Source organism: Brevibacillus fortis (genome assembly GCF_003013395.1).
Lineage (GTDB): Bacteria > Bacillota > Bacilli > Brevibacillales > Brevibacillaceae > Brevibacillus > Brevibacillus fortis.
Genome location: NZ_PXZM01000024.1, coordinates 1 through 22,572, shown reverse-complemented (window position 1 = coordinate 22,572; position 22,572 = coordinate 1). Strand labels below are relative to the sequence as shown.

Sequence of the window (22,572 nt, the reverse complement as noted above, 5' to 3'; positions counted from 1 at the left end):
TCGCAAGTAGTAGACAATAAAAAAAGAAGGCCGAGGAACGCCTTCCCTAAAACTATCATAATACAGTTATTTCCTCTTTTTCAAATTTCCTTTTAACCTATTCCACCCTAATCACTACATTCCCCTTCTTGCGCCCCGTCTCTACATATCGATGTGCATCCGGTACCTGTTCCAACGAATAACATCTATCAATAACCGCTTTTATCTCCCCTGCCTCCATCAACTCTTTAAGAAAATTCAAATCCTCCGTCCGCACCTTTGCAATCCCTTGACCATCCACTGTCAGGAATCTCCCTTTCGGCGCCAGTGCTTTTACACAATGGGACTTCGTTGCTTTCCCAACGGCATCAAACACAATGTCATACCGCTCTTCTTTTTTCGTAAAATCCTCTTTCGTGTAATCGATGACGTAATCGGCTCCCAGCGCTTTCACCAACTCGACATTGGCAGTACTACATACCCCAGTCACCTCAGCCCCAAAATACTTGGCAAGCTGTACCGCGGAGGTCCCTACCGACCCAGAAGCTCCGTAGATCAGCACTTTATGTCCCTTTTGCAGCTTTCCTTTTCGAAAGAAATGCAAGGCAGTCGTTCCACCAAAAGGAATCGCGGCGGCTTCTTCATAGCTCGCATTCGTCGGTTTTACCCCCACGACGGCGTTTTCATGCAGACAGATGTACTCCGCATGCGCACCGCATCGCATCCCGCTTAATGCATAGACTTGATCCCCTTTTTTAAATCGCTTTACCTGTTTTCCAATCGCTTCAATTTCCCCAGATAACTCTACACCGAGAATAGGATTTCTCGGTTTTGTGAGACCGAGCACGAGACGCATGGGAATCCAGAGCAAAAACGGACTTTTGAAGGCTCTTATCCTACAGTCTCCTGATGTAACAGTGGTGGCATGAACTTTTATCAGAATTTCATTCTCCTTGAGAATAGGCTTCTCTACTTCTTTCAGCTCCAAGACATCTGGCGATCCGTATTTCGTACATACCACGGCTCTCATTGTCATCCTCCTATACTCCACTTTGCCATGAGTATAGCGGGAGCACGGTATTGACTTACAGATACTTAAGTATTGTTTTGGATTTACAACAAGCCCAACTGGCGAGCCCGTGCGACTGCTTCCGTACGCCGCTGTACTTGTAGTTTGTCAAAAATATTCCGGTTATGCCCTTTCACCGTGCTGAGCGCGAGGAACAGCTGCTGGGCAATATCACGATTTGATAATCCTTTTGCGATGAGGTGCAAAATTTCAAGTTCTCGCTCACTAAGTGGCTCGATCAGGGAAGCTGCATGACGGGGTTGATTCGAGTTGCCTTCCCCCTTCGGCCCTTCCCCTTTACATTCCGTAAGCAGCTTTTCTATATATCGTGGCATCTCTCCATGGACTGCCACCTCACACAATAACATTTTCATCGGGATACCTTCGTCTACAAAACTGCGAATGAAGCCACCCGGCTCCGCGATAACCAAAGCGTCTCTCACCATTTGTGTAGCTTTTGCTCGATCACCATGCGCATGCCAAACAACCGCTAGCAACAGCATGGTTTTGAGTCGTTCATCCTCTAGCTGTTTTGCCTCTGCCTGCACGAGCAATGGTTCGAGCATCGCAAGTGCCGCTGACGAATCTCCCTGTGCCAGAAGTACACGGGCTTGGAGTATGGGAAGGTCGTGCTTCTGTGCCAAACGAGCCGCCATTGTGAGGTTATCCTGCTGAAGCAATAGGAGGACTTGTACTTCGGCGATTGAGGATATCTGTATGACAAAGCAATGCTTGCGAGCAACATGCTCAGCCTTTGCAATCATGGCTGCCGCTCCACTAGCGTCTCCCTGCGCTAGCTTCAGTCTTGCCAAAAACACCTGCGCTGCCACGCCTCTGTCCGTTTGCTCCAGCTGACTTGCTAATTGAATAGACTGTTGTCCATAGTGTTCCGCTCTATGCAGGTCGTTCCATTCATAAAAAATCCGGGCCAAGCCTAGATGCGCTTCACAAGCAGCTGGCAAGGGAGGCTCCCCAGCCAATTTTCGTACATGCTGATAAGTCTCAGCCGCCAGTTGGAGCTGATTATCTGCCTCCTGTAGCTTCGCTAGTCCAAGCGTAGCCATCATGGTGATGACGAAATGGCCAATCTTCTCACTGATCGATAAAGCCTCATGGTAAGCCTTGCTGGCTGCGGTACGATTCCCATGGAGATGATAGGCATACCCCAGCGACCAAGTAGTGGCTGTGCGGACAGGCAAGTTGTCGGGGTGCAGGTAATCCAAGGCTCGCTTGGCCTCAGACATGATGACCTCTGATTGGTGCTTGCTCACAGCCAGTGTGGCGCGTATGGCAGCGATATGCCCAATGGTATCTCTGGCTTTGGCATCTGGCTCGAAGCTTTGCAGTGCTTTTTCGGCGGCTAGCAGTTTCGGTTCAACGCCAGTCATTTGACCTGTCATCAGCAAGGCTGAGGCATACATCACCCACAGCGCGGGCCTTGCATCCAACTCCTCGTGTGGTAACGACTCCAGCCAGTCCAGTACAGGGACTACCCCACCACGAAATAGCAGCGGCATCCTCTCTCCCTCCACGAGTCGCGCTGCTCGCGATGTATCCTTGGCTGCTACTGCATGATGAAAAGCTTCCATCTCAAGACCATTGTCTTCATACCAAATGCTTGCATGGGTGTGTAATTCTCCGACGATTCGCTCGCCTTCTCCTGTTGTCGATCGGAGCCTCTGCCGCAGTAAATCCGCAAAAAGATGGTGATAGCGGTACCAGCGCCGCTCGCTGTCTAGCGGGACGACAAACAAATTGGCGCGTTCGAGATAGGTTAAAGTTTCTTGTCCTGAAGTATGACTTTGGCGAAAAACTGCGTCACAAAGAGGACCGGACAATCGGTCGAGGATGGATGTATGCAGCAAGAAAGTCTGAATACTGGCAGATTGCTGGGTGAGCACTTCTTCTACCAGATAGTCGAGGATAAAATGATGATTACCGGAAAAAGATTGAAGGAAGCTTGCGACATCTTTTTGTTCTTTCATGGAAAGAGCAGCTACCTGTAGACCCGCAATCCAACCTTCTGTGCGTGACTCGAGCAGGGCGATGTTTTCCGGTGATAGCTCTAACCCCATCACCTTCTCCAAAAATTCAGCTGCTTCCGAATAGGTGAAGCGCAAATCGGATGCGCGTACTTCATTCAATTGGTTCCGCACTCGTAACCGAGCAATAGGTAGACGTGGTTCCTCGCGGGTCACCATTACCAAATGCATCTGCGGGGGCATGCGTTCAAGCAGGAAAGAGATGGCCTCGTCGAGTGGCCCCGTTTTCAAAACGTGGTAATCATCGAAGACAAGGACAAAAGGGTTGGGAATAGCCATTATTTCACGAAGCAGAGTCGTGATCATCCATTCGATTGGTAGAGGTTGAGGGGAATGGAGCAAAGGAAATATGCCCGATCCAATATTCGGTCCAATATTTTGCAGAGCTGTGAAAAGGTATGTAAGAAAACGCGCAGGGGCATTATCCCCTTCATCCATGGAAATCCAAGCGACGGGTCGATCACCACTGGCGAGCCAATCACTGACAAGTGTCGTTTTACCGGAGCCTGCTGGTGCTGAAATGACCGTCAGTTTACGGTTTAGGCCCTCGTTTAACTGCTCGATCAGTCGATGACGGGTAACGATCTTCAACCGTGGCGGGGGCATATACAGTTTGGTGGTTACAATTGGAATCGTCATACAGAAATTATAAGGATCGCTGTCTCTAAGCGTCAACTCCGCCGATTTTTTGATTTACTCTCTGCTTTTTTCAAATTGCTCGCTACTCGGTATTGGACGATTTTCCTAATCAGATCATAAGGTAAGGGCTGATCGATCGGAAATTGCAATGTCCCTTTCGACTTGTGATATTCCTTCGCATCCGGTGCCTCCTCCTTTATCTCCCAAACGGACATGACACAAAAAACACGCCGAGCTGGCGTGTTTTCGTTTTGGCGGCAAGGATGCTATTTCGTTATACGTTTTCCGATAGCCTCCACAAGCTCCTTGGTCGTCTTGGGCAAATTCGATTTCAGAATGGAATTGATCATGGGACCCTTCACACCATTGGCGGTGATATCGAGACAGCCCGTCATTTTCGTACGCGCCTCCCCCAATGCTTTTGCTTTGAAGTAGCCTTGCCCGGTGAAATTCCCGCTGATCCCCGTCAGGGTAAACCTCACCTCGTTCGGAGGCGTCCATTCGGTGATATCCACTTGCAGGCTGATCGTTTTCTTCATGATGCCGATATCGCCTGTAAACGTCCACGTGACACGTCGTTCATTGATTACCTCGTGGCTGATGTAGCCAGGTACCAGTGGAACCCAATTCTCCACTATACTCACGAACTGCCATACCGCCCCGATGGGCAGGTTCAGCTCCACATCATGTATTCCTTGAGGCATGATTGCTCATTCCTTCCCCAGTGTTCTTTGGTATCTTGTTATGTTTATTGTCGGAACACGGGAGATATTTCAGGAATATGGCGAGTTAATCCCACCAAAAATACCATACATCCTGTTTCATTAAATAATCTGCGTAATGCCCTATTGAAGGAAACTCATCCAAGACGTACTGACAAAAGATGAAATGCTCTTGTGCCAGCTTGAGTGCTTCCTGACGAGTCTGCGGTTTTGAACCAGCTTGAAAAATCCAAGTATCTTCTGTCACAGCGAGAACCTTGATTCCATACGCCTCCTGCCAATGCTTTACTATCACCGACTGGTAAACGGGTAATGGGCATTCATTATAGCCTCCCATGGGAACCCATAACGGTGCTTCATAACCAGACGATAACGGCAATTCCAGAACAATCAGTGCCTCATCTTCTAATCGATCCTGTATCCATTTTTCACTTATGAGAAAGGATTCGGTCTCTGTCTCACTGAGTTGTTCTTCGATTAGCTCATGGCCTTCCCAGATCAGCGAATATGCCTGATAGATGCCTTCAAAGTTCTTTCCTTCTAAACTTTTCAACTCGGATGAAATGTCTGTATATAATAGGCGAGATTCTACAATTCGTCGAAAGACATCCTCCACTGATAAGCGGTGAACTTCCTCTAGCTGGTTATGTACATAATCAGAGAGTGATCCCTCCTCGTCCACAGCTTCTTCTATCATCTCTAGTATATTATAGCTAGGCAGAACCAAGATGCTGTGCTTATCTATCTTTGTGGCAGGTACCGAAAAGTCTTCCGCAGCAACCACTTCTATGTCGCATTCCTTTAGGTAATTCGACAACTCTTCTACCATCGTTACACCTCTTTTTTCTGTTGTTTTGTTCAAACCATAGACTCCCATCTATTTTACTTCAATTTCCAGATACAATGGAAATGAACAAAAAGCAAAAAGAAAAATGCTTGGTTTCCCAAGCATTTATGATTTGGCAAGAAACTGTTCCGTATAGATTTTTAGCAAATATTCGAGTGTGATCGGATCGCTGTAGGTAGACGCTTCCGTGTCAATCTCAATGATGCGATTATTTTTTACTGCCGGAATGTTTTTCCATGTCACGGATTGCAAGAATTCATTGTTACTACCATTTCTTCTGCTGAGGACGAGATAATCACCAACATAATCCGGAATCGATTCCAACGATAACTTATGGTAACCAGCGCTCAGAACGTCTTTTTGGACTTTATCCGGCATGTTTAAGCCCATTGCTTGATAGAGGATTTCCGTGCCGCGCGCCCAGTTATTTCCAAATACATAAAAATCTTTCGTGTCATACTCGAGCACAGATACTGTTGCATTTTCACCGATTTTCGCTTTAATTTGCTCACCAGCTGTTTTTGCACGGCTCTTGAAATCATCCATCCATGCTTGGGCTTCCTTTTCCTTGTTCAACAGCTTGCCGATCTCCAACTGCTGCGACAAGTAATCCAGTTTGCCCCACGTAAACACGACAGTCGGCGCAATTTTGCTAAGCTGATCAAGATTTTTCATTTCTGATCCCGCTACAATCAGATCAGGTTTCAGGGCAAGAATTTTCTCCAAATCTGCATCCGATACGACTTCCACATCTTTTAATTTTTCTTTAAAAAGCGGATTTTGCTTCGTCCATTGATCTACTCCGACAAGTGTACCCTCTATAGATACAATATTCGGGGCATTTGTAAGTCCGATGATTCGTTTCGGTTGTGCCGGAACCTCGACAGGTCCTTTTTCAGATTGGTAAACCACCATTCCCTCTTTCGTTTCGTTGCCTGCCGCCGGTGTCTCTGGTTGTGCAGGTTGAGCCTGCTGTTGCCCACAAGCGCTAAGCAAGAGCATGAACATGAGAATGACAGGGATGAATGCTTTTTTCATGGTAAGCGATCTCCTTACTCTTGATACTAATTTTATGAAAGTGATTATCAATCGCAATTACTCAACTACTATAGTAATATCTCTTCTACTTGTCAATATTGGAAACCTGACGAGGTGTTGCCTTCGCTAGTTTGCGCAGGATATGAAAAAAGAGATAGTTCATCCCTTTTGCTTGATAAGTAGTCTGATTGAAGCTCCCGATCAGATATACGTCCAAGTTGGGAAAATAGAGCATGTAGCTGCCACTCGCCCCTAAGTGTCCCCACCCCGTATATTTTTGCGTGAACGGAAGAAAACGCATCCGCATGAATCCATAGCCATAATCCATGCCGATCCGCATGTTGTTCCACTGCTGCATGATTTCGAGGGTTTCTTTTTTGATCATCTGATTCTGGACGAGTGCTTTCATGAAACGCAGCTGATCTTCCATAGTACTTACGGTTTGTCCTCCTGAGAAAAAACTGCTGAAGCTGCGGTAGCTCTCTACATTTATTTTTTTCCCATCCAAATATAGATGTGCTACCGGATGCTCGCTTTTAATGATGGGCTCGGAAAATTGAGATAAATAAGAGTGATTCATTTGAAGAGGCTTAAAAATGTAGTCATGGAGAACTTCATGATAGGGCTTGGCAGTCACCCTTTCAATCATGAGCCCTAACAGATTGTACCCTGTGTCTGTATAATGAACGCGTTTTCCGGGCTCAAAGCGCGGCTGTAAGTGCTTTTTCGACCATTGTATAGTTTCTTGCGGCGTCCAATAGCGCGAGGAATCTTCCAAAATTCCTTCCAGTAATCCCTTCCCCCGCTTCGGCTTTTCTTCAAAGAAATCAGGTAATCCAGAAGTATTGTTGAGCAGATGCTTGATCTGAATTTCATTTGTGTAGTCTTTTCCTTTCCAGATGTGCAGATCTTTTCGAATCTCATCGGGTAAATAATTGGCAATCGGGTCTTCAAACGTGACGAGCCCTTTTTCTGCAAGGATCGAAACGATAACAGCTGTAAAAGCTTTGCCCACACTAGCTGTGTGATAGGATTGATTCGGGTTGGCTGTCTCTCCATCTGTACTGCCAGCTGCTATTGGCCAGTGGATACCCAGCTTATCGGAATGGATTAACAAATAGACATTGTGCAGTTGTGGATCAGAGGCTACTTTTGCCTTCAGGTTGCCCTCTATTTCATTCCTTATCATTTCAATACTCATGCGTCTCCCCCTCATTCACCAGCAAGGACTTATGCGACCGCTACTGATAAGCTATGTGCCTTCACTTGCCCATTATGAACATAGGGAGTTTTCCAGCTATAATGAAAGGAATAGTCCTGTGGCAAAGGGGGAAGGAATTCATGCTTTTTAAAAATCACATTCTGAACGGGATTGCTGACGGCACTGTTTCGCTAGCATTTCGCCGTTGGAAACAAGCGCGTGTCAAAGAGGGAAGCCAGCTTCACACTCCAATCGGACTGCTTGAGATCGGGTCTGTTACCATCGTTTCCGAACTGGACATAAACGAATCGGAGGCCATTTGTGCGGGATATTCCACACCCGAGGAACTGTTGAAGGAAGTCCATTCTTTCAGCCGTGAAGGGACGATCTATCGAATCGAAGTGACTCGTATTGGCCCTGATCCACGAGAAGCATTACGGGAGCAGGACGACCTGACGGATGAACAATTTCTGGAGCTGCATACTCGGCTCAAGCGGTTGGACAATGCCAGTTCTTCCGGACCTTGGACGGCTGTTTTCTTAAAGCTCATCGACGGGCATCCTGGAGTCAGAGCGGCAGAACTGGCTGCTGAAATCGGGTGGGAAACAGAAAAGCTGAAGTTGAATGTGCGTAAACTGAAAAACCTCGGACTTACCATCAGTCTTGGGACTGGATACCGGATTTCACCGCGTGGAAAAATGGTTATGAATAAGCTCGGTATCGAGTAAACAATACCGAGCTTTCTGGCAAACTATTCTATGATGGATCTCTCTTTACTCTTGTTCTGCACTTTTCGCATAGGATTGCAGTTCCATCAATAAACGAGCTACATCAGCCTTTGTCAAAATCTTAGTAGGCTGCCCGGTAGTGACTACTGGCAGAGCTCCTTTCTTGTCTTCCGTCCCTTTTAGCAACCTGGAAATCATCTCGTTTGCTTCCGCGTTTGTGAGATTGCGATCTGGATTGAATTGCTTATTGCTGGTTGTCGCTTGTATCAATCCTATTTGCATAGCGTCTTTGACAGTTTCATAGAGTGGGTGAACTTTATCAATATCCGTATAAAATTGCTCGTCTCCCACCGCTTCATCATAGCTTGGAGAGAAGTCGTAGCGCGCCTTGGCTTTGAGCAGAATGCGTAGAAACTCTCCACGGGTGACAGGCTGATCAGGATCAAGCTTGCTTTTTGTGACGGGGAAAAAACCATCTTTCACAGCGTACAAAAGCTCTAAATATTGAGGGTGAGCAGCAATATCCTGGGGAGTTTTTGACTGTAGGTAATCCGTATAGCTCACCCATTTTCCGGAATCTGCATCAACCACACCATCGTCTCCTACCATTCTGTAAACCAGCTTTGGTTCACGACTGACCAGATAGCTACCGTGTCGCCATTCTGGATGTGGCATGAAATAGGTAAGTCGAAGCTCCTTGTTGCCCTTTTCTACCAGCTTTGCTTTTTGTTCATCGATTCTAGCTTTCTGTACTTGAATGCTCGCAAGTGATTGATAGGATGGAAAGGTATGCATCCCCATCACCTCTCCATGTACAGGATCAACGGTTACCCCCGTTTCAAGACTTTGGACAGGTATTCCCTGCTTCAACCAGCCAAAAGTAATGTAGTAGCCGCCATTTCGCTCAAACAGCCATTTTTTGCTCTCTTCTGTTGGAGGCAGAGGGATCGCATACAGCTCTCCTTGCTGATCGGGATAGAGCTTTTTCATAAAATCGGTCGCAATCGCTTGTGCTTTTTCGTAAGGAATCGGATTGGGAAAGATTCGATCTCCCGTTTCTGCATGTTCTTCCTCCATGTAAAAACTCATGATCTCTCCATAATCATCCATTCCTAGATGGAATTTCATAGTCTTTTCTTTTCCTTGGGCTGGACGAACATAATGAAAAGACGTTGCACTGCTGGAACTACCCTCCCCAAATCCATTCCATGATACCGAAGTAATGCTCCCCCCCATTGTTCGTTGATCACGCTCGGCTTGGAACATAGTACGTGCAATCTCGTCTGCCTTCTCTCTTATTTCGTCATCCGCCACTTTTTGTTCCTTGCCCATCGTCCTGGTTGATGTTCCAATCGTGACAATTGGCGACTGCTGACTGACACTCTCCCCCAACATCGTCATGGGTTGATTCGTCATAGCATCGATGAAAACTGGGGCTTTCTCATCGTAAGCATAAGCCAGAATCATATTTTTCTTGGGCAATCCATATTTTCCAATCTGTTCCCCTGTATAAACATAGTGAAGCGCTGGCTTCACCGACTCATCCCACCGTCTTCCTGCCTCCTCCGCTGATATGGCTGGAACAGGAGATGGAAGCTCTCCATCGAACCATTTGCGGCTGTAAAAACGGATTTCACCTTGTGAATCAATAATCACCTGAAGATAGTTCTCCAGGAATGGAATATCATTTTCTACGCGAACAAAATAAAAAACATGATCCATTACTTGCGGAGGAGTGGAATCGTCAACCTGATATTCATTTGCTCTGGAAACATGCCCTTGCACTTCAGGGGCAACCGTATGTATGAATGCTTCTGCCTTTTTCAAAGCCTCTTCCTCTGAAATGATATTCACCGACGTTGCTTTGGGCTTATCATCCGGAAAATTTGTAAACTGGACCAACTTGCCTGTTGTCGCGTCGACATCTATGAATAGACTTTCATTCCCGCCTTTCTCTTTGACCCAATAGCTCTTCCAAACCGCTCCGTTTTGACCAAAAGCGATGGAGTCATCCAGATAGATATCTTTCACGATGTACCCATTCGTATGGATAGGTATCTTTTTTATGAGTGGTCGTATCTGTTCCTCTGTAAGATAAGCCGAAGCCGAAGGTCCCGCTGCAAGCACAAATGTATCTATTCCTAGTTTTTCATTCACTGTTGGTACGATAGAAAAATAACTGCCCATGATCGCCAGCATTGTCACTGATTTAATAACAAGAGAACGCTTCATGATCTCACCCTGATATTTTTATTTTTTCTTGATTATACCAATATATCAAAAAGGTGGTTTATATTTTCATCATGTGTGATTCTCACAAGGATCTTCAGGAGTTTTTATCCCTGGTCTGTTAGCCCTACCTTTTCACGAATGCCAGAATTGTGTTTTTCTTACTCCGTACTTGGAACCAAACTTTTATTCTCGAATGATTTCGAGAGCACAATTAAAGGTGTGGAAAATCCGTAAACATGGCATGTATCCAAAAAGGCAGCCAGTGACTCGGTCGTCTCAGTCAGCACCTTCATCAAGTAATTGTATTCCCCGCTGATTCTGTAGAGATCAACAATCTCAGGTGCTCGCTCGCTGAATGCAATGAAATCCTTGCACATACTCGTTTTAAACAATACAAATGCCGTGGTGTGCTTGCCGAGCTTCTGGGGAGAAAGCTCCGTCCGATAAGCAGTAATGACGCCCTGCTCCTCCAGCTTTCGCACTCTTTCCGTTACAGCCGGCTGCGACATCGCGATCATGCGGCTCAGCTCGGAAATGGGAATCCGGGCATTCTCGTGAAGCAACGACAAAATTTTATGATCGATTTGGTCCACCCACATAACACCTCATTTTTTGAAAGTGAAATACCTGAAATAAATGAAAATATAAGGTTAATGACTTGAATTCCCTTAAAAAACTTATGTAAATTGTAAGCGATCTCCCATAAAATGTCACTCATAAACAGAAGAGGAGAATGAGACCATGACATTTACCATAAACGAATCATTCAACATAGGCAGCTTGCACTTAAAAAACCGGCTTATCATGTCACCCATGCAGCAGTATAGGGGTACTCCGGAAGGCTTTCCCACGGACCATCATATCGAATTTTACAGCCGAAGAGCCAAGCATGTGTCCCTAGTGATTGTGGAATCGACCGCCGTCTCAGCCAACGGCAGACTGTTTCACAACGACATCGGCATTTTTACCGACCAACATGTGGAGCCTTTGCGCAAGATAACAGAAGCTGTTCACTCAGAGCACACCCCGATCTTCATCCAGTTGTCGCACGGCGGAAGAAAGGCTTCCCCTGATGTAACGAAGCAATTGGTCGCGCCAAGTGCGATTGCGTACGATGATTACTACGGGACCCCGGAGTCGCTGTCTCTTGCCGAAATGAAGAGCATCGTCGAAGAATACCGTTTGGCGGCAAAGCGAAGCGTCGAAGCCGGCTTTGATGGCATTGAGCTTCACGCGGCACACGGCTTTTTGCTTCATCAATTTTTATCGCCTTTGTCCAACACGCGAACGGATGCCTATGGTGGAACTCCCGAGAACAGGGCACGCTTTTTACAAGACGTACTTCTGGCGATTCGAGCCGAAGTGGGACGGGATTATCCCGTTTTGATCCGTATTTCTGCCACAGATTTTGTCCAGGGCGGTCTAACCCCGAAAGACTGGGTGCAAATGCTAAAGCCGCTTGAGTCTGAATTGGATGCGATCGATGTCTCAACAGGGGGACTGCTCCCGATCCAGCCTAGTGACGTCTATACGGCTTATCAGTTGCCTCACGCAGCTGCGATCAAACAACATTTCTGCATTCCGGTCATTGCCGTGGGAAAAATATACAGCCGCAGTCTCGCCAATCGAATTCTCGAAGACCAACTCGTCGATAGTATCGCAATTGGTCGCCCCCTCCTGGAAGACCCTGATTATGCAGGACGTATTTTATTTGCCTAATCGACACAGGAATGACCCGAATTTGTTCACTTTCTTCATCAAAAAAAATGGTAGGATAGAGGCATCACTTCATAAAAAATGAGGAGAGTCACAAGTGCGGGTACATCCAATATACTTTTTACGTCTTACAGGCCTATTCGATGGCCTTTCTTTATTAGTATTGATGGGCATCGCGATGCCCTTGAAATACGTGTGGGGCTTTGACAAAGCCGTAACCATCACAGGAAGTATTCACGGTGGGATATTTTGCTTGTATGCTCTGGCGATACTCTATGCGTCTATTCGTGTGAGATGGAGCCTGCTCTGGTCTCTTGCTGCGTTACTCGCCGCTTTTGTGCCGTTTGGGAACTTCTTTCTGGATCGTAGACTGAAAAAGGCACAGGATGTGTATCCTCTGAAGCCGTTTAATAATGCCCTGCTCGTATACGGCATCGTTTTTTTCTCGTTCTTTGATTTGTTCTCGCAGCTGCCGGTCATGAGTACCTTTGCTGCTTCCGTGGGCGCCAGCTCATTTGTTATAGGTTTTGTCATTGGTCTGTATTCGTTAGCCAATACCTTTGGCAATATTATCTCTGGCATACTGACAGATAAGGTCGGTCCATCCAAGCCACTGTTGATCGGATTGGTTTTATCAAGTTGTGCCTTGCTGCTGTATCACATCGTCGATCAGCCGTTTTTGTTGATTATCGTGCGAATCATTCACGGATTTGTTGCCGGTTTGATAGTTCCTGCTGCTTTTACTTTCTCTGCGAATAATACTGCCCATGAGCAGCAAGGGCGAAAGGTTGCTTTCACTGGTACCTTTGTGGGACTCGCAGCCATTATCGGCCCTGCATTCAGCGGCATTATGGCAAGCAAAACCTCTGTGCCTTTTGTCTTTACATGTGTAGCTGTTATGGGCTTTTTCCTAGCCATTCTGTCCGTCATTTTTTTGCAATCCACTCAGGCTTGCAAGAAAGAGAAGCTTAAGACGGACGTTCCATCCTCAGCCTTGATCTTCAATGCTGGAATTATCAAGGCTTATGGCGGTGCCTTTTTGCTCATGTTTTCACAAGGTGTGATCGCTTACCTTTTGCCTTTGCATGTCCAATCGCTTGGATATGATTCGAAATTAAGCGGTACATTAATGAGCACCTTTGGGATGATTGCCGTCCTGCTTTTTGTGCTTCCGACCAACCGGATTTTTGATCGTGTCGCCCCTTCCAAAACAATATCCATCGGAATTGGTTTCATGGGCGTGAGTCAGTTGCTTATTGGTCAATCCAACACGACATTGGCACTGTACTGCGTGTTAGGACTATATGGGATAGGCTTTGCGCTCTTGTTTCCCTCGGTCAATACGATGCTCATTCAATCAACGCCGCAAGAATTACGGGGAAAAGCACACGGTTACTTATACGCCTTCTTCTCTCTCGGTGTGGTTGTCGGCTCAGGCCTTTTAGGTTGGCTACCCTTCTCCATTGAGGAAGGATTTCTGTTCACAGGAAGCCTACTGCTCGTGTTTGCTGCTTTCATTGCCATGCATAAGCAGCGAGAACGCTTGCTGAATCAATAAAATAATCGATAGCAGCCGTCGTTTGTAACAACAAAACCTCCTCAACCACTAAGCTAGTGGCGAAGGAGGTTTTGTGCTAATGCTTTCAACCGCGGAATCACTACGAATCAAGCATGCAGCCAACAGACCAATGCCAAGTACGATTGCAAGCAGTACAAAAGTTAGTTCATAGCTACCAAATTTCATTAAACGGATGGACAATATCGGCCCAAGACTTGTTCCCGAAAACAGGATGAATGTATAAACCGAAACCGCAATCCCCCGCGATTTGCCTCCCAGCTGTCCAATAAGCGTGATCAGCGAAGGAACAGATAATGCAATTCCGGCAACGAAAAGCACACTCGTACCGATTAAAAGAGACAAGTTAGATATCATACCGAGGAAAGCCATACTGACTACTGCCAGACCTAATCCGCAGCGAAGCACGGTTCGTAAGCCAAACCGTTTTGCCAGCCCGCCCGCCAGCGGAGAAATGAGCATGCCCACTATACCAATCGTTCGAACAAGCAGAATATCCTTGTTGCTAAGCCCAAAATCAGGACCCGCCAAATAACTGCCCAAGACCGTATACATATTAACAAATGACATAAGCAATACAACAGCGATTATGTAGCTCAAGACGATATTTTTTTGTTTGAACATGGAGGGAATTCGCTTAATCGGCTCCCAAATATTAACGGAAGCAAGGGGACTCTCTTCTTTTGGTAGCCACTTCATCACCACGAACAGTGTCACGAAATAGATAGCAGCAAGCATATAGAATACGGCGTGCCAACTGTATTGTTGACTCATGAAGCTACTGATCACTTGACCAATGATTCCTGCCGCCAAAAATCCTGTGCTGATAAATCCGATTGCTGTTACCCGTTTTGCCGCAGGGAACATTTCCACAGCATAGGCGAGCGCGACAGGCGAGAACGTAGCAGCGGCAGCACCTTGCAAGCTCCTGAGTACAATAATCCATGCAAAATGATTTGCACTACCAAGCAACAAAGACAAGAGAGTAAGCGCAATCAGCCCGATCACAATAACTTTCTTGCGGCCATACTTTTCGGACAATGGTCCATAAATCAGGCACCCTATAGCAAACCCAACCGAAAATGCGCTGCCTGCTGCTGCTGCCTGTGTCAATGTAATACGGAAAAGATCGGCAAATATGGTCATAAGGGGAATCGTGACGTATAAGCTCGACATGACGACGATTCCAGACCAGCATAGGATTGCAGTCATGAGTGAGTAGTTTCGTTGTGACATGGCACACCTCTTTCTCCATTATTTACATGCATTATAGTTAGATTATCTAATTATATTCACAAAAAAATATGATCTTATCTTCCCACCCCCAGTTTCTTTTCCATGCTGCTCTTCAACTTCATCAAGATTTTTTCCAACAGCATCCGTTCTTCCTCTTCTATTTCGCTCATAATGGAGGAGCAGGCAGACCAGAAAACGGGCAGTGCTCTGGCTACTAATTCTCTGCCTTCCTGTGTTATTTTGACATGAATCTTGCGACCATCCAGCGTGCTTTGCTCCCTGATTATCCAGTGCCTTTTTTCCAGCCAGTCCAGCATAGCTGTAACAGAAGCGCGCCGAATGCCCAGCCTGTCTGCAAGCGAAGAGGGGGTGATAAGTTCTCTGTCTTCATGTAACGTAAGCAATAGCAATACGTCCCATTTACTCTCCGTTAGGCCGAATGTCTCCAAATTCAAATCAATTGTGTCTATGGCGTTATCCCCCAGCCATAGCATCAATAACCCCAAATGAGCCAATTTGCGATCCGTATTTTGTAGAGCTGTTCTTTCCATCAGATCCAAATACGGCTGAATACCTAGTTTTGGCAATTGATCGGATGTATGCTCCCTCTTGTTTTTTCTACTCATAATCCACCTTATATAATTAGATTATCTAACTAAAATTAATGTAACGTATTTGTCTAGCTTTTGCAACACCCTAGAACCTTATTCCAACGGACCTGGCAAGACGAAAGCCAAGATCATCGATTCGAAACGTAGGGTGACTCCGGCGGCGACATGTCGCTCCACAGCCTCTGGCTTCTTCCGCCCAGCTGCCACCGCGAAATATTCGGTAGGAGCCGTATACATTCTCATCGTAAAGGTCCCAGCACCACTCCCAAACATTTCCTAGCATGTCATAGAGCCCCCACTCATTCGGTAGCTTATGCCCTACCTCATGTACTGTATCCTCAGCGTTTTCTTGGTACCATGCGATTTCATCCAGCTCGCCGTACCGATAACCACCCGTCCCTGCTTTGCACGCGTACTGCCATTCCGCCTCTGTAGGCAGACGATAGCCATCCGCTTCCTCGTTCCATACGACCCTCTCACCATCTTCACTTATTGAGTAGCATTCCGTGAGACCAGCTTGCTGAGAAAGCCGATTGCAAAACGAAAGCGCATCGTTCCACGAGACATTTACAACGGGAGCCTCTGGGTGGTCATTCGGTCCAGCTGCTTTTTGGACAACCGAGAAATAGAACGCATTCGTTACAGGAACTGGTGCGAGTAAAAAAGAGTTCACCTCGGTTGTCCATGTGGCCTTGATTCGATCGTCCCTCAATTCGATTTGCCCTGCCGGGATGTTCACCATGGTATAGGCCTGTGCCATCGTTATTTCACCTGGCTTAACTTTTCGATCGCCTGCTCTTCGGTCGGCAAGAAAAAGATGTCTTTTCCATTGTTGGATTCATAGATGAAATCTTTTAGACTTTTACTTGTGTACACCGAAAAATCCCCTACAATCGCCACTTTTACCCGATAATTGATGAACTTTTGCAGAATTTCGCCAGCAAGACGTGTTTTCAAATCGAAAAAGCCATCTACAATCAATGATTTGTTGAGAACGATACGATCACTGTCTGCTTGATAATGTACCGTTGCGATTAGGTCCAATGCGGACTGCACATCCTCGATAAGTACCTCGCTACCACTCACAATGGCAATATTTTTCCCGCAAGCTACTATCTTCGTAATATTCATGTGTACCCTCCTCATCTTCTATTGGTTATCTGCCTCACATAATCCTCACAAATATACCGGTTGTCTTCACCGTTTGCTGGCTGAACTCTCGCCACCCGAAAGAAGCTCAAGCCCACAACCATCGCCATAAGTCCGTAGGCAGCGCTTTGCGAATCCTCTACAGACATTAGCCCGGTTTGATTACCGTAAGCAAAAATCTTTGTAATGCCTTGCAAATCTCTCGCATAGCTCTTCGCGACTACTTCTTGCAGATTTGGGTCCAATGCGGCTTTTGAGAAGTATTGTACAAAGAGCCTTGCTTGATCTTCATGCGGGATATACATCTTATCGATTCCATCCAGCTGCGAAACATTGATCTGTTTTTCCTTGTCGTTCACGTATGGCGGCAAAATATGCTTCAGTGTAACGTCCATCATTTCCTGGGCTGTCATGGTGTTGTCCATGTCAGATTCTATTTTCAATCCATAATAGGCCAAGAATGCTTGAAAGGCTTCACTCGTCAATTGATCTTTATTCTTAAAATAATACGTGACGACTCCCTTTGAGCAGTCCGCATACTCCGCCACCTTATCCAACGTCATGCCATCAATCCCGTGATTGCTAATACAAGTGAGGGTCGCATTTATGACATCTGCTCGGCGCTTTGGTTCCATTCCTAATTTGGGCATGATTATACCTCGTTTTTTTATACTGTACGGTCGGAATAAAAAAAGTGTACACCATGATTTTCCAGTTTGTCAAACGAAGAGGCTCCACCACACAAAAAAAACACGCGTACTCAGCGTGTTCCATCCTAACGTTACATGGCAAGTGCTTGGTGACTGATCCGATATTGCCCCGGTGTCAGCCCCGTCCATTTCTTGAAAGCATTTTGAAAGGCGCTTGGATCTGAAAAATGCAACAGGTACGCAATCTCTCCGATGGAATGCTCCGATTGCTGTAAATACCCCATCGCCATTTCTTTGCGGACATTCGTGGACAATTCATGATAGGAGGTGTCCTCTGCCTTTAATTTCGCTTGCAGGGATCTTGTACTCATGTGAAAAGCAGCGGCAGTTTGCTGTAAGGTCGGAAAAGCCGCAGGCATACATCCCATCATCCATTGAAACACACGGTCCGAAAATTCCCGCCCTCTGATCAGCCTCTCTCTAATTTCTTCCGCAATTGGTTCAAAAGCTTTACGCAGCCGGACATCTGAATACAGGATCGGGTATTGCAAAACTTCCTTGCTGATCAAGAGCCCATTTTCTTTTCCACCAAAGTGTGGCTCCATTCCAAATAGATTCAAATAAGGAGCGATATCGGCCGTAGCGTCGTGTGTGAAATGTATCTCCTGTAACGGAATGGCGCGATGGCTCATACGGACGATCAAGTGGTACAAGGAGCTGACCATATCTTCCATACAATGTCGAGACACGCTCCCAGGGCTTTGTCTATGAAATCGTAGGAAAACATTGTTCCCCCGCTCCGCCCAATCCAGCTCGTACCCGCTGCAAAGGATCACGTGATACCGCTGATAAGCCATCAATGCATCGATGATTTTTTCTGAATGCATCATGACATAGCCAAGAATCCCGAGATCAGCAATATCGGTTAACTGTCCTTGATGCAGTCCGAAATGATCATCCTGCGTGTAAATGGCAGCTTCCTTCATCAATCGCTCGAGCTCCGCTTCGGCAATGCGCGCCTCCACATCCTGCAACAAAGTACCGTCAAAAGAAATATGGTCACAAAAACGCTCGAAATCAAACTTTTTGTGAGTGATTGTCTTCAAAATCGGATACACCATCGAAATCGCAAACCCCTGCGCATTTTCCAAGTACGGTACCTCCTTTGCGTGAATCCACAACATTTATGCGCTTTCGATCATTCATCTGTTCCCTTCCACACGCTATGCTGAATACAGTTCAGTTTACCACGATCTGTCGGTTATAGAATCCAATCTACATTCAACCGATCAAAGTGTTACGAAGGGGGACATGAAAATGAACATTCTCGTTATCATCGGACATCCAGATCCAGAGAGCTATTGCTCTGCGTTGGCGCACGCCTATATGAAAGGAGCCTCAGGTAAAGCAGCACAGATTCGCACCATTGACTTGAGCCAACTCTCTTTCGACCCGAATCTGAAGTATGGATATCGGAAAAGAACGGAACTGGAGGATGACTTAAAAGAAGCGCAGGATTTCATCCGTTGGGCGGATCATCTGGTCATTGTCTATCCGACTTGGTGGGGCACCATGCCCGCAATCTTGAAGGGATTTTTCGATCGTGTCTTATTACCTGGATTCGCCTATAAATATCGGGAGGATTCGTCTCTATGGGATAAATTGTTAACGGGCAAAACTGCGCATGTGATTGTGACTATGGATACACCATCTTGGTACAACCGATTGGTCTACTGGCAAGCCGGACATCTCGTGATGAAACGCAACATTTTGAAGTTTTGCGGATCAAGCCTGTGAAGGTTACGGAGATCAGTGGGGTGAATGCCTCGGCGGAGGAAACGCGCAAGAAGTGGCTGGAGAAGGTGAAGAAGCTTGGGGAGAGGCTAGCCTAAGGCCACCTTCCAAGAGTGGATCAACCACATCGACGTACACGTGATTTTGTTTAAAGGCATTCGTGCTTTGGATAATGGGATTTTTTTCAATTCTTCAAATGTATTCTTTACATCTTGCGTTTTTGCCTTGCTGATCTGTTGCGGAACTTCCAAACCCATTTCATCGTACAAGACCGGATTGAAATATACATCTCTCGGGTATACGTAAACTTGTGTACCAGGAATACGAACAGCGGCTACTTTTTTCCCCTGTAGCGTCCACCATCACTGTCTTTGCACCAGCTTCCTGTCCAAGATATCTGGGTCCATTTTTACAGCCATATTTTATCACAGGCCTTTATCCAGCGTATCTCTTTCGCTGGAATGATTTACCTAGGCAAATAAATCGTGCAAAGTGTATTTATTATGTAGCTGATTCTGAGTATGATAATAGTAAAAATAATAAGAAAGAGGCTATCATATGGATTCTACTTTTTCATCAAGAAAAGCAACAAAGACGAAAACCTTGGTTATTAACGCACTTTTTATCGCTTTTACTCTCGCAGCCACCATGTTCATTAATTTGCGACTCCCTATCATGGGGAACGGTGGTCTCATTCATCTCGGTAACGTGCCTCTTTTAATCGCTGCTTTTGTGTACGGCAGAAAAACAGGAGCCATCGCAGGCGCTTTTGGTATGGGTCTCTTTGACCTTATCTCCGGCTGGACAGCATGGGCACCGTTTACCTTCGTGATCGTAGGTGCAATGGGCTATGTAGCTGGCCTCATCGCCGAAAAGGTTCCTGGCAATCGGGTATTTGTGTACTCACTCGCAGTTGCCGCTGCATTGGTGATTAAGATCGTGGGCTACTACTTTGTTGAGGTTATTCTTTACGGGAACTGGATTCAGCCGTTTGGCTCCATTCCGGGAAACGTTTTGCAGGTGGTTGTAGCAGCGGTTATTGTGATTCCGCTGGTGGGACGCTTGAAGAAGATTGTTGGGCAAGGTTAAAAGAGGAAGGATGGGGCAGCGCTCCATCCTTCCTTTTTTGCAAAAATAAAAAGATCGGGAAACGCGTGGGAGCAGTACAAATTACCTTTGGGAAAGGCCGGCAGCACAAAACCAGATTATCGTCCATACTCCATAGCCGTCTTTCCTACTCCTTGCCCAGATCTAACTGATACAAGGCAATTTTGTGCTAGAGCATACAATACTTCTTGTTGCCAATCGTCTGGTTCAACACCCAACATATCCTCGACGAAAGCATCTGGATCATTTATAGGCTTGCCCTCTTCAGTAAACATTGGCATGTCCTGTTGCCCAAACTCCACATATTTAGAAATGTCAGCAAAGGCAATCTTCATGTACTCCGCCACAATTCGTTGCACACTCATTCCCAACTCATCTGTCATTGCTTCTTCTGTCGCTTGATCTCTGCCTGAATCTGAAGTTTCCTCAAGTTTTCCCATCCGATGGGATAAGCTGTTTTCTTACTGTAGCCGACAACCATAGCAGCACGAGTAGCATTAAAGTCTCGGTTCCTCGATTGTGCTACTAACTGCCTCCCATTTATCTTTGTTCTTCCAACCTCGTACTGTGCCTTCTGAGATACCGATCTGCTCAGCGATGTCCTTCAATTTGATTGCACCATTAGTCTTCTTCCATAACTTGAATGCCTGCTCTCTGTTCGGATCCCTTGCTCTGGCCATTACATGTCCACCACCTCACCACTTCATAGGGTTGTTTTCAAAAAGAAAGATGCTCCCTTTACGAGCGCATCAAGTTTGATCAATCTTCAACATTTAACATTTCACGCACTGCCGTCAAAAACTGCTTACTCAAAAAAGCAAAAGCCCAAATCGACCCTAGAAAAGGAATCAAATTTAACCACGCCAACGTTTTTGAAAAAGAGCAAAATTACAGCCAAAGATTCATTGTGATGAAATAGACAAATGCTTTTATCATCGCGTAGAGACGACCTTTGTGTTGAACAAATTGCCCTGCATGTTTTAATGCTGCGGCTATACCAGCAAGTAAAACAGCATATCCAAGGGCGACTGTGACATTAATTTGAGCTAGGTTTTTTGTCAGTTCGCTCCATTTTCTCAGATCATAAACGTTTTCAAACAGGGTATAAATTACTCCCATTAACATGACAATACCTAAAAGAATCCCGCCTGAAAATTGAGCTAGTTTCTGCAAGTTATATACCTCCTTTTAACAGAAGTTCAACAGTTGCAGACTATCTCCACTCTTTTCATAATTCATCCTTTTGCAACTCCAAGTCCAGCCTTCTTCCAAAGCTCATATGCTTTATCGCGATTCGATTCTCTTGCGCGTGCCATTAGGTTGTATCACTCACCTCCAATTAAAAAGCACACTCGCTGTGGAGTGTGCTAATCGTTATTAATTAATATATTACAAATTACGTTCTATTAAATAAATTACCTATCTGGTCAGGATCAACTTGATATGGGCATCAAGTAAGTAATAATTGCCTCCAATAACAAAAAAGTCCCCCTGTTTTTCACAGGGGGCTTTCTTGGAACTTTATGACTATTCTTTACAACATCGTTACATTGAACCCTCAACGCTCCAGTCATCATTTTGAACATGTAGCCTTAAATAAGAAGTTGCCCCTCCTGCACCACCTATTGTCGTCATAGTCCATTTTAATGTCGCCTGAGCACTTCTTCGCTTATCTTCTTTTGGACGGTTAATTGTGAACTCATTCAAGGAATATGAGCCACCAATAACCACAATTCGCCAATCGTAAATTTCAGATATATAGTCATAACCACCTTGCACATGAACAAAATCAGCTCTAAATTCTGCTGACTGAACACCACTTGTCCCATCTACTAAAACGTCATAAACTTTGCAATATCCAGAACCACATTCCTTCGACGAAGCTGGAAGGATCTCATTTATATTTTGTTTAGTATTTATTACCTTTTCATTTAGTACAGTTGCTTTTACTTGTAGAACAGACCCATCAGGAAATGTAAACTTTTGAACTGGATTTTTTGCAGTAAGTTTTAGGTTAGAAGTAACCTGTTTTATTTTATTTGGATTCATAGAATCCCAAATCTCACCTTTGTTGTACTTATCAATCAATTCGTTTTGTGTTTTATCATCAATACCTAATTCTGTTAAGTTTCGTTTAAGTTGAGCTACCTCTTCGTTATTCAATACTACTTGCTGCTGTTGTACGACTTCTGCTGCTTTTACTTGACTAACCCCTGTAGATCCCATTGCTGTAAAT

Annotated in this window: 22 protein-coding genes and 3 pseudogenes; 5 read left to right on the top strand and 20 right to left on the bottom strand. The window is 45.6% G+C overall.

The features are described from left to right. Positions 1-97: 97 nt before the first annotated feature. From C7R93_RS16180 to C7R93_RS16150, 6 genes are all read right to left on the bottom strand, one after another. Entirely contained in the window at positions 98-1,009 is a 912-nt protein-coding gene (locus tag C7R93_RS16180) for an NAD(P)-dependent alcohol dehydrogenase (RefSeq protein ID WP_106839774.1), read from the bottom strand. A gap of 83 nt (positions 1,010-1,092) precedes the next feature. Beyond that, positions 1,093-3,729, bottom strand: coding sequence for a winged helix-turn-helix domain-containing protein (locus C7R93_RS16175; protein ID WP_106839773.1), 2,637 nt, complete (start codon positions 3,727-3,729; stop codon positions 1,093-1,095). Between the two features lie 266 nt (positions 3,730-3,995). Continuing rightward, positions 3,996-4,433 carry an SRPBCC family protein gene (locus tag C7R93_RS16165; RefSeq protein ID WP_106839771.1) on the bottom strand — a complete coding sequence of 146 codons (438 nt, stop codon included), beginning with the start codon at positions 4,431-4,433 and terminating at the stop codon, positions 3,996-3,998. An 85-nt stretch (positions 4,434-4,518) separates the two neighbouring features. Then, positions 4,519-5,313: a DUF4253 domain-containing protein gene (locus tag C7R93_RS16160; protein WP_244191564.1), complete on the bottom strand. Its 795-nt coding sequence runs from the start codon at positions 5,311-5,313 to the stop codon at positions 4,519-4,521. A 90-nt stretch (positions 5,314-5,403) separates the two neighbouring features. Beyond that, positions 5,404-6,336, bottom strand: coding sequence for an iron-hydroxamate ABC transporter substrate-binding protein (locus C7R93_RS16155; RefSeq protein ID WP_106839770.1), 933 nt, complete (start codon positions 6,334-6,336; stop codon positions 5,404-5,406). Positions 6,337-6,421: 85 nt separating this feature from the next. Continuing rightward, positions 6,422-7,537, bottom strand: coding sequence for a serine hydrolase domain-containing protein (locus tag C7R93_RS16150; protein ID WP_106839769.1), 1,116 nt, complete (start codon positions 7,535-7,537; stop codon positions 6,422-6,424). 140 nt (positions 7,538-7,677) lie between these two features. On the opposite strand from C7R93_RS16150, the gene C7R93_RS16145 reads away from it, so the two are divergent. Next, positions 7,678-8,265: an ASCH domain-containing protein gene (locus C7R93_RS16145; RefSeq protein ID WP_106839768.1), complete on the top strand. Its 588-nt coding sequence runs from the start codon at positions 7,678-7,680 to the stop codon at positions 8,263-8,265. Between the two features lie 45 nt (positions 8,266-8,310). Here the strand turns inward: C7R93_RS16145 and C7R93_RS16140 are convergent, their stop codons facing one another. Both C7R93_RS16140 and C7R93_RS16135 read right to left on the bottom strand, forming a co-directional pair. Further along, positions 8,311-10,497 (bottom strand): S-layer homology domain-containing protein, encoded by a 2,187-nt coding sequence (locus tag C7R93_RS16140; RefSeq protein ID WP_106839767.1) that lies wholly within the window; start codon positions 10,495-10,497, stop codon positions 8,311-8,313. Positions 10,498-10,655: 158 nt separating this feature from the next. Next, on the bottom strand, positions 10,656-11,090 hold the full coding sequence (locus tag C7R93_RS16135) for an Lrp/AsnC family transcriptional regulator (protein ID WP_106839859.1): 435 nt from the start codon (positions 11,088-11,090) through the stop codon (positions 10,656-10,658). A gap of 148 nt (positions 11,091-11,238) precedes the next feature. On the opposite strand from C7R93_RS16135, the gene C7R93_RS16130 reads away from it, so the two are divergent. Both C7R93_RS16130 and C7R93_RS16125 read left to right on the top strand, forming a co-directional pair. Further along, the gene (locus C7R93_RS16130; protein ID WP_106839766.1) at positions 11,239-12,216 is read left to right on the top strand and encodes an oxidoreductase; all 978 of its coding nucleotides are present in this window, start codon (positions 11,239-11,241) and stop codon (positions 12,214-12,216) included. A 94-nt stretch (positions 12,217-12,310) separates the two neighbouring features. After that, positions 12,311-13,771 carry an MFS transporter gene (locus tag C7R93_RS16125; RefSeq protein ID WP_106839765.1) on the top strand — a complete coding sequence of 487 codons (1,461 nt, stop codon included), beginning with the start codon at positions 12,311-12,313 and terminating at the stop codon, positions 13,769-13,771. Positions 13,772-13,819: 48 nt separating this feature from the next. Here the strand turns inward: C7R93_RS16125 and C7R93_RS16120 are convergent, their stop codons facing one another. From C7R93_RS16120 to C7R93_RS16095, 6 genes are all read right to left on the bottom strand, one after another. Next, on the bottom strand, positions 13,820-15,025 hold the full coding sequence (locus C7R93_RS16120) for an MFS transporter (RefSeq protein ID WP_106839764.1): 1,206 nt from the start codon (positions 15,023-15,025) through the stop codon (positions 13,820-13,822). A 74-nt stretch (positions 15,026-15,099) separates the two neighbouring features. Beyond that, the gene (locus C7R93_RS16115; RefSeq protein ID WP_106839763.1) at positions 15,100-15,651 is read right to left on the bottom strand and encodes a MarR family transcriptional regulator; all 552 of its coding nucleotides are present in this window, start codon (positions 15,649-15,651) and stop codon (positions 15,100-15,102) included. 70 nt (positions 15,652-15,721) lie between these two features. Next, positions 15,722-16,396, bottom strand: coding sequence for a formylglycine-generating enzyme family protein (locus C7R93_RS16110; protein WP_106839762.1), 675 nt, complete (start codon positions 16,394-16,396; stop codon positions 15,722-15,724). Between the two features lie 2 nt (positions 16,397-16,398). Next, positions 16,399-16,767: a DUF4180 domain-containing protein gene (locus C7R93_RS16105; protein ID WP_106839761.1), complete on the bottom strand. Its 369-nt coding sequence runs from the start codon at positions 16,765-16,767 to the stop codon at positions 16,399-16,401. Positions 16,768-16,778: 11 nt separating this feature from the next. After that, a complete protein-coding gene (locus tag C7R93_RS16100) occupies positions 16,779-17,435 on the bottom strand; it encodes a TetR/AcrR family transcriptional regulator (protein ID WP_106839760.1) in 657 nt (218 codons plus the stop codon). A gap of 131 nt (positions 17,436-17,566) precedes the next feature. Continuing rightward, positions 17,567-18,586, bottom strand: coding sequence for an AraC family transcriptional regulator (locus C7R93_RS16095; protein ID WP_106839759.1), 1,020 nt, complete (start codon positions 18,584-18,586; stop codon positions 17,567-17,569). Positions 18,587-18,752: 166 nt separating this feature from the next. Here C7R93_RS16095 and C7R93_RS16090 point away from each other — a divergent pair. Further along, positions 18,753-19,327, top strand: a pseudogene (locus tag C7R93_RS16090) (NAD(P)H-dependent oxidoreductase). Here C7R93_RS16090 and C7R93_RS31160 read toward each other — a convergent pair. After that, positions 19,245-19,582 (bottom strand): annotated as a pseudogene (locus C7R93_RS31160) (hypothetical protein); the annotation flags it as partial. The pseudogenes C7R93_RS16090 and C7R93_RS31160 overlap by 83 nt on opposite strands. A 205-nt stretch (positions 19,583-19,787) precedes the next feature. On the opposite strand from C7R93_RS31160, the gene C7R93_RS16080 reads away from it, so the two are divergent. Further along, positions 19,788-20,318 carry an ECF transporter S component gene (locus tag C7R93_RS16080; protein WP_106839758.1) on the top strand — a complete coding sequence of 177 codons (531 nt, stop codon included), beginning with the start codon at positions 19,788-19,790 and terminating at the stop codon, positions 20,316-20,318. A gap of 40 nt (positions 20,319-20,358) precedes the next feature. On the opposite strand, the pseudogene C7R93_RS31155 reads toward C7R93_RS16080, so the two are convergent. From C7R93_RS31155 to C7R93_RS30045, 5 genes and pseudogenes are all read right to left on the bottom strand, one after another. Continuing rightward, a pseudogene (locus C7R93_RS31155) lies at positions 20,359-20,617 on the bottom strand (DEAD/DEAH box helicase family protein); the annotation flags it as partial. A 98-nt stretch (positions 20,618-20,715) separates the two neighbouring features. Further along, positions 20,716-20,817: a terminase small subunit gene (locus tag C7R93_RS31150; RefSeq protein WP_106839757.1), complete on the bottom strand. Its 102-nt coding sequence runs from the start codon at positions 20,815-20,817 to the stop codon at positions 20,716-20,718. Between the two features lie 16 nt (positions 20,818-20,833). Next, the gene (locus C7R93_RS16065; protein ID WP_106839756.1) at positions 20,834-21,016 is read right to left on the bottom strand and encodes a phage terminase small subunit-related protein; all 183 of its coding nucleotides are present in this window, start codon (positions 21,014-21,016) and stop codon (positions 20,834-20,836) included. A gap of 208 nt (positions 21,017-21,224) precedes the next feature. After that, positions 21,225-21,509 carry a hypothetical protein gene (locus C7R93_RS16060; RefSeq protein WP_106839755.1) on the bottom strand — a complete coding sequence of 95 codons (285 nt, stop codon included), beginning with the start codon at positions 21,507-21,509 and terminating at the stop codon, positions 21,225-21,227. A gap of 372 nt (positions 21,510-21,881) precedes the next feature. Further along, on the bottom strand, positions 21,882-22,572 hold a 691-nt coding region (locus C7R93_RS30045; protein WP_106839754.1), incomplete at its 5' end, for a hypothetical protein.

Excerpts from the sequence above, each read along its gene's own strand:
- C7R93_RS16175 (WP_106839773.1), bottom strand. The coding sequence starts at position 3,729 with ATGACGATTCCAATTGTAACCACCAAACTGTATATGCCCCCGCCACGG.
- C7R93_RS16120 (WP_106839764.1), bottom strand. The coding sequence starts at position 15,025 with ATGTCACAACGAAACTACTCACTCATGACTGCAATCCTATGCTGGTCT.
- C7R93_RS16100 (WP_106839760.1), bottom strand. The coding sequence starts at position 17,435 with ATGCCCAAATTAGGAATGGAACCAAAGCGCCGAGCAGATGTCATAAAT.
- C7R93_RS16155 (WP_106839770.1), bottom strand. The coding sequence starts at position 6,336 with ATGAAAAAAGCATTCATCCCTGTCATTCTCATGTTCATGCTCTTGCTT.
- C7R93_RS16165 (WP_106839771.1), bottom strand. The coding sequence starts at position 4,433 with ATGCCTCAAGGAATACATGATGTGGAGCTGAACCTGCCCATCGGGGCG.
- C7R93_RS16145 (WP_106839768.1), top strand. The coding sequence starts at position 7,678 with ATGCTTTTTAAAAATCACATTCTGAACGGGATTGCTGACGGCACTGTT.
- C7R93_RS16180 (WP_106839774.1), bottom strand. The coding sequence starts at position 1,009 with ATGAGAGCCGTGGTATGTACGAAATACGGATCGCCAGATGTCTTGGAG.
- C7R93_RS16065 (WP_106839756.1), bottom strand. The coding sequence starts at position 21,016 with ATGGCCAGAGCAAGGGATCCGAACAGAGAGCAGGCATTCAAGTTATGG.
- C7R93_RS16080 (WP_106839758.1), top strand. The coding sequence starts at position 19,788 with ATGGATTCTACTTTTTCATCAAGAAAAGCAACAAAGACGAAAACCTTG.
- C7R93_RS16140 (WP_106839767.1), bottom strand. The coding sequence starts at position 10,497 with ATGAAGCGTTCTCTTGTTATTAAATCAGTGACAATGCTGGCGATCATG.
- C7R93_RS16150 (WP_106839769.1), bottom strand. The coding sequence starts at position 7,537 with ATGAGTATTGAAATGATAAGGAATGAAATAGAGGGCAACCTGAAGGCA.
- C7R93_RS16115 (WP_106839763.1), bottom strand. The coding sequence starts at position 15,651 with ATGAGTAGAAAAAACAAGAGGGAGCATACATCCGATCAATTGCCAAAA.
- C7R93_RS16130 (WP_106839766.1), top strand. The coding sequence starts at position 11,239 with ATGACATTTACCATAAACGAATCATTCAACATAGGCAGCTTGCACTTA.
- C7R93_RS31150 (WP_106839757.1), bottom strand. The coding sequence starts at position 20,817 with ATGGTTGTCGGCTACAGTAAGAAAACAGCTTATCCCATCGGATGGGAA.
- C7R93_RS16110 (WP_106839762.1), bottom strand. The coding sequence starts at position 16,396 with ATGGCACAGGCCTATACCATGGTGAACATCCCGGCAGGGCAAATCGAA.
- C7R93_RS16105 (WP_106839761.1), bottom strand. The coding sequence starts at position 16,767 with ATGAATATTACGAAGATAGTAGCTTGCGGGAAAAATATTGCCATTGTG.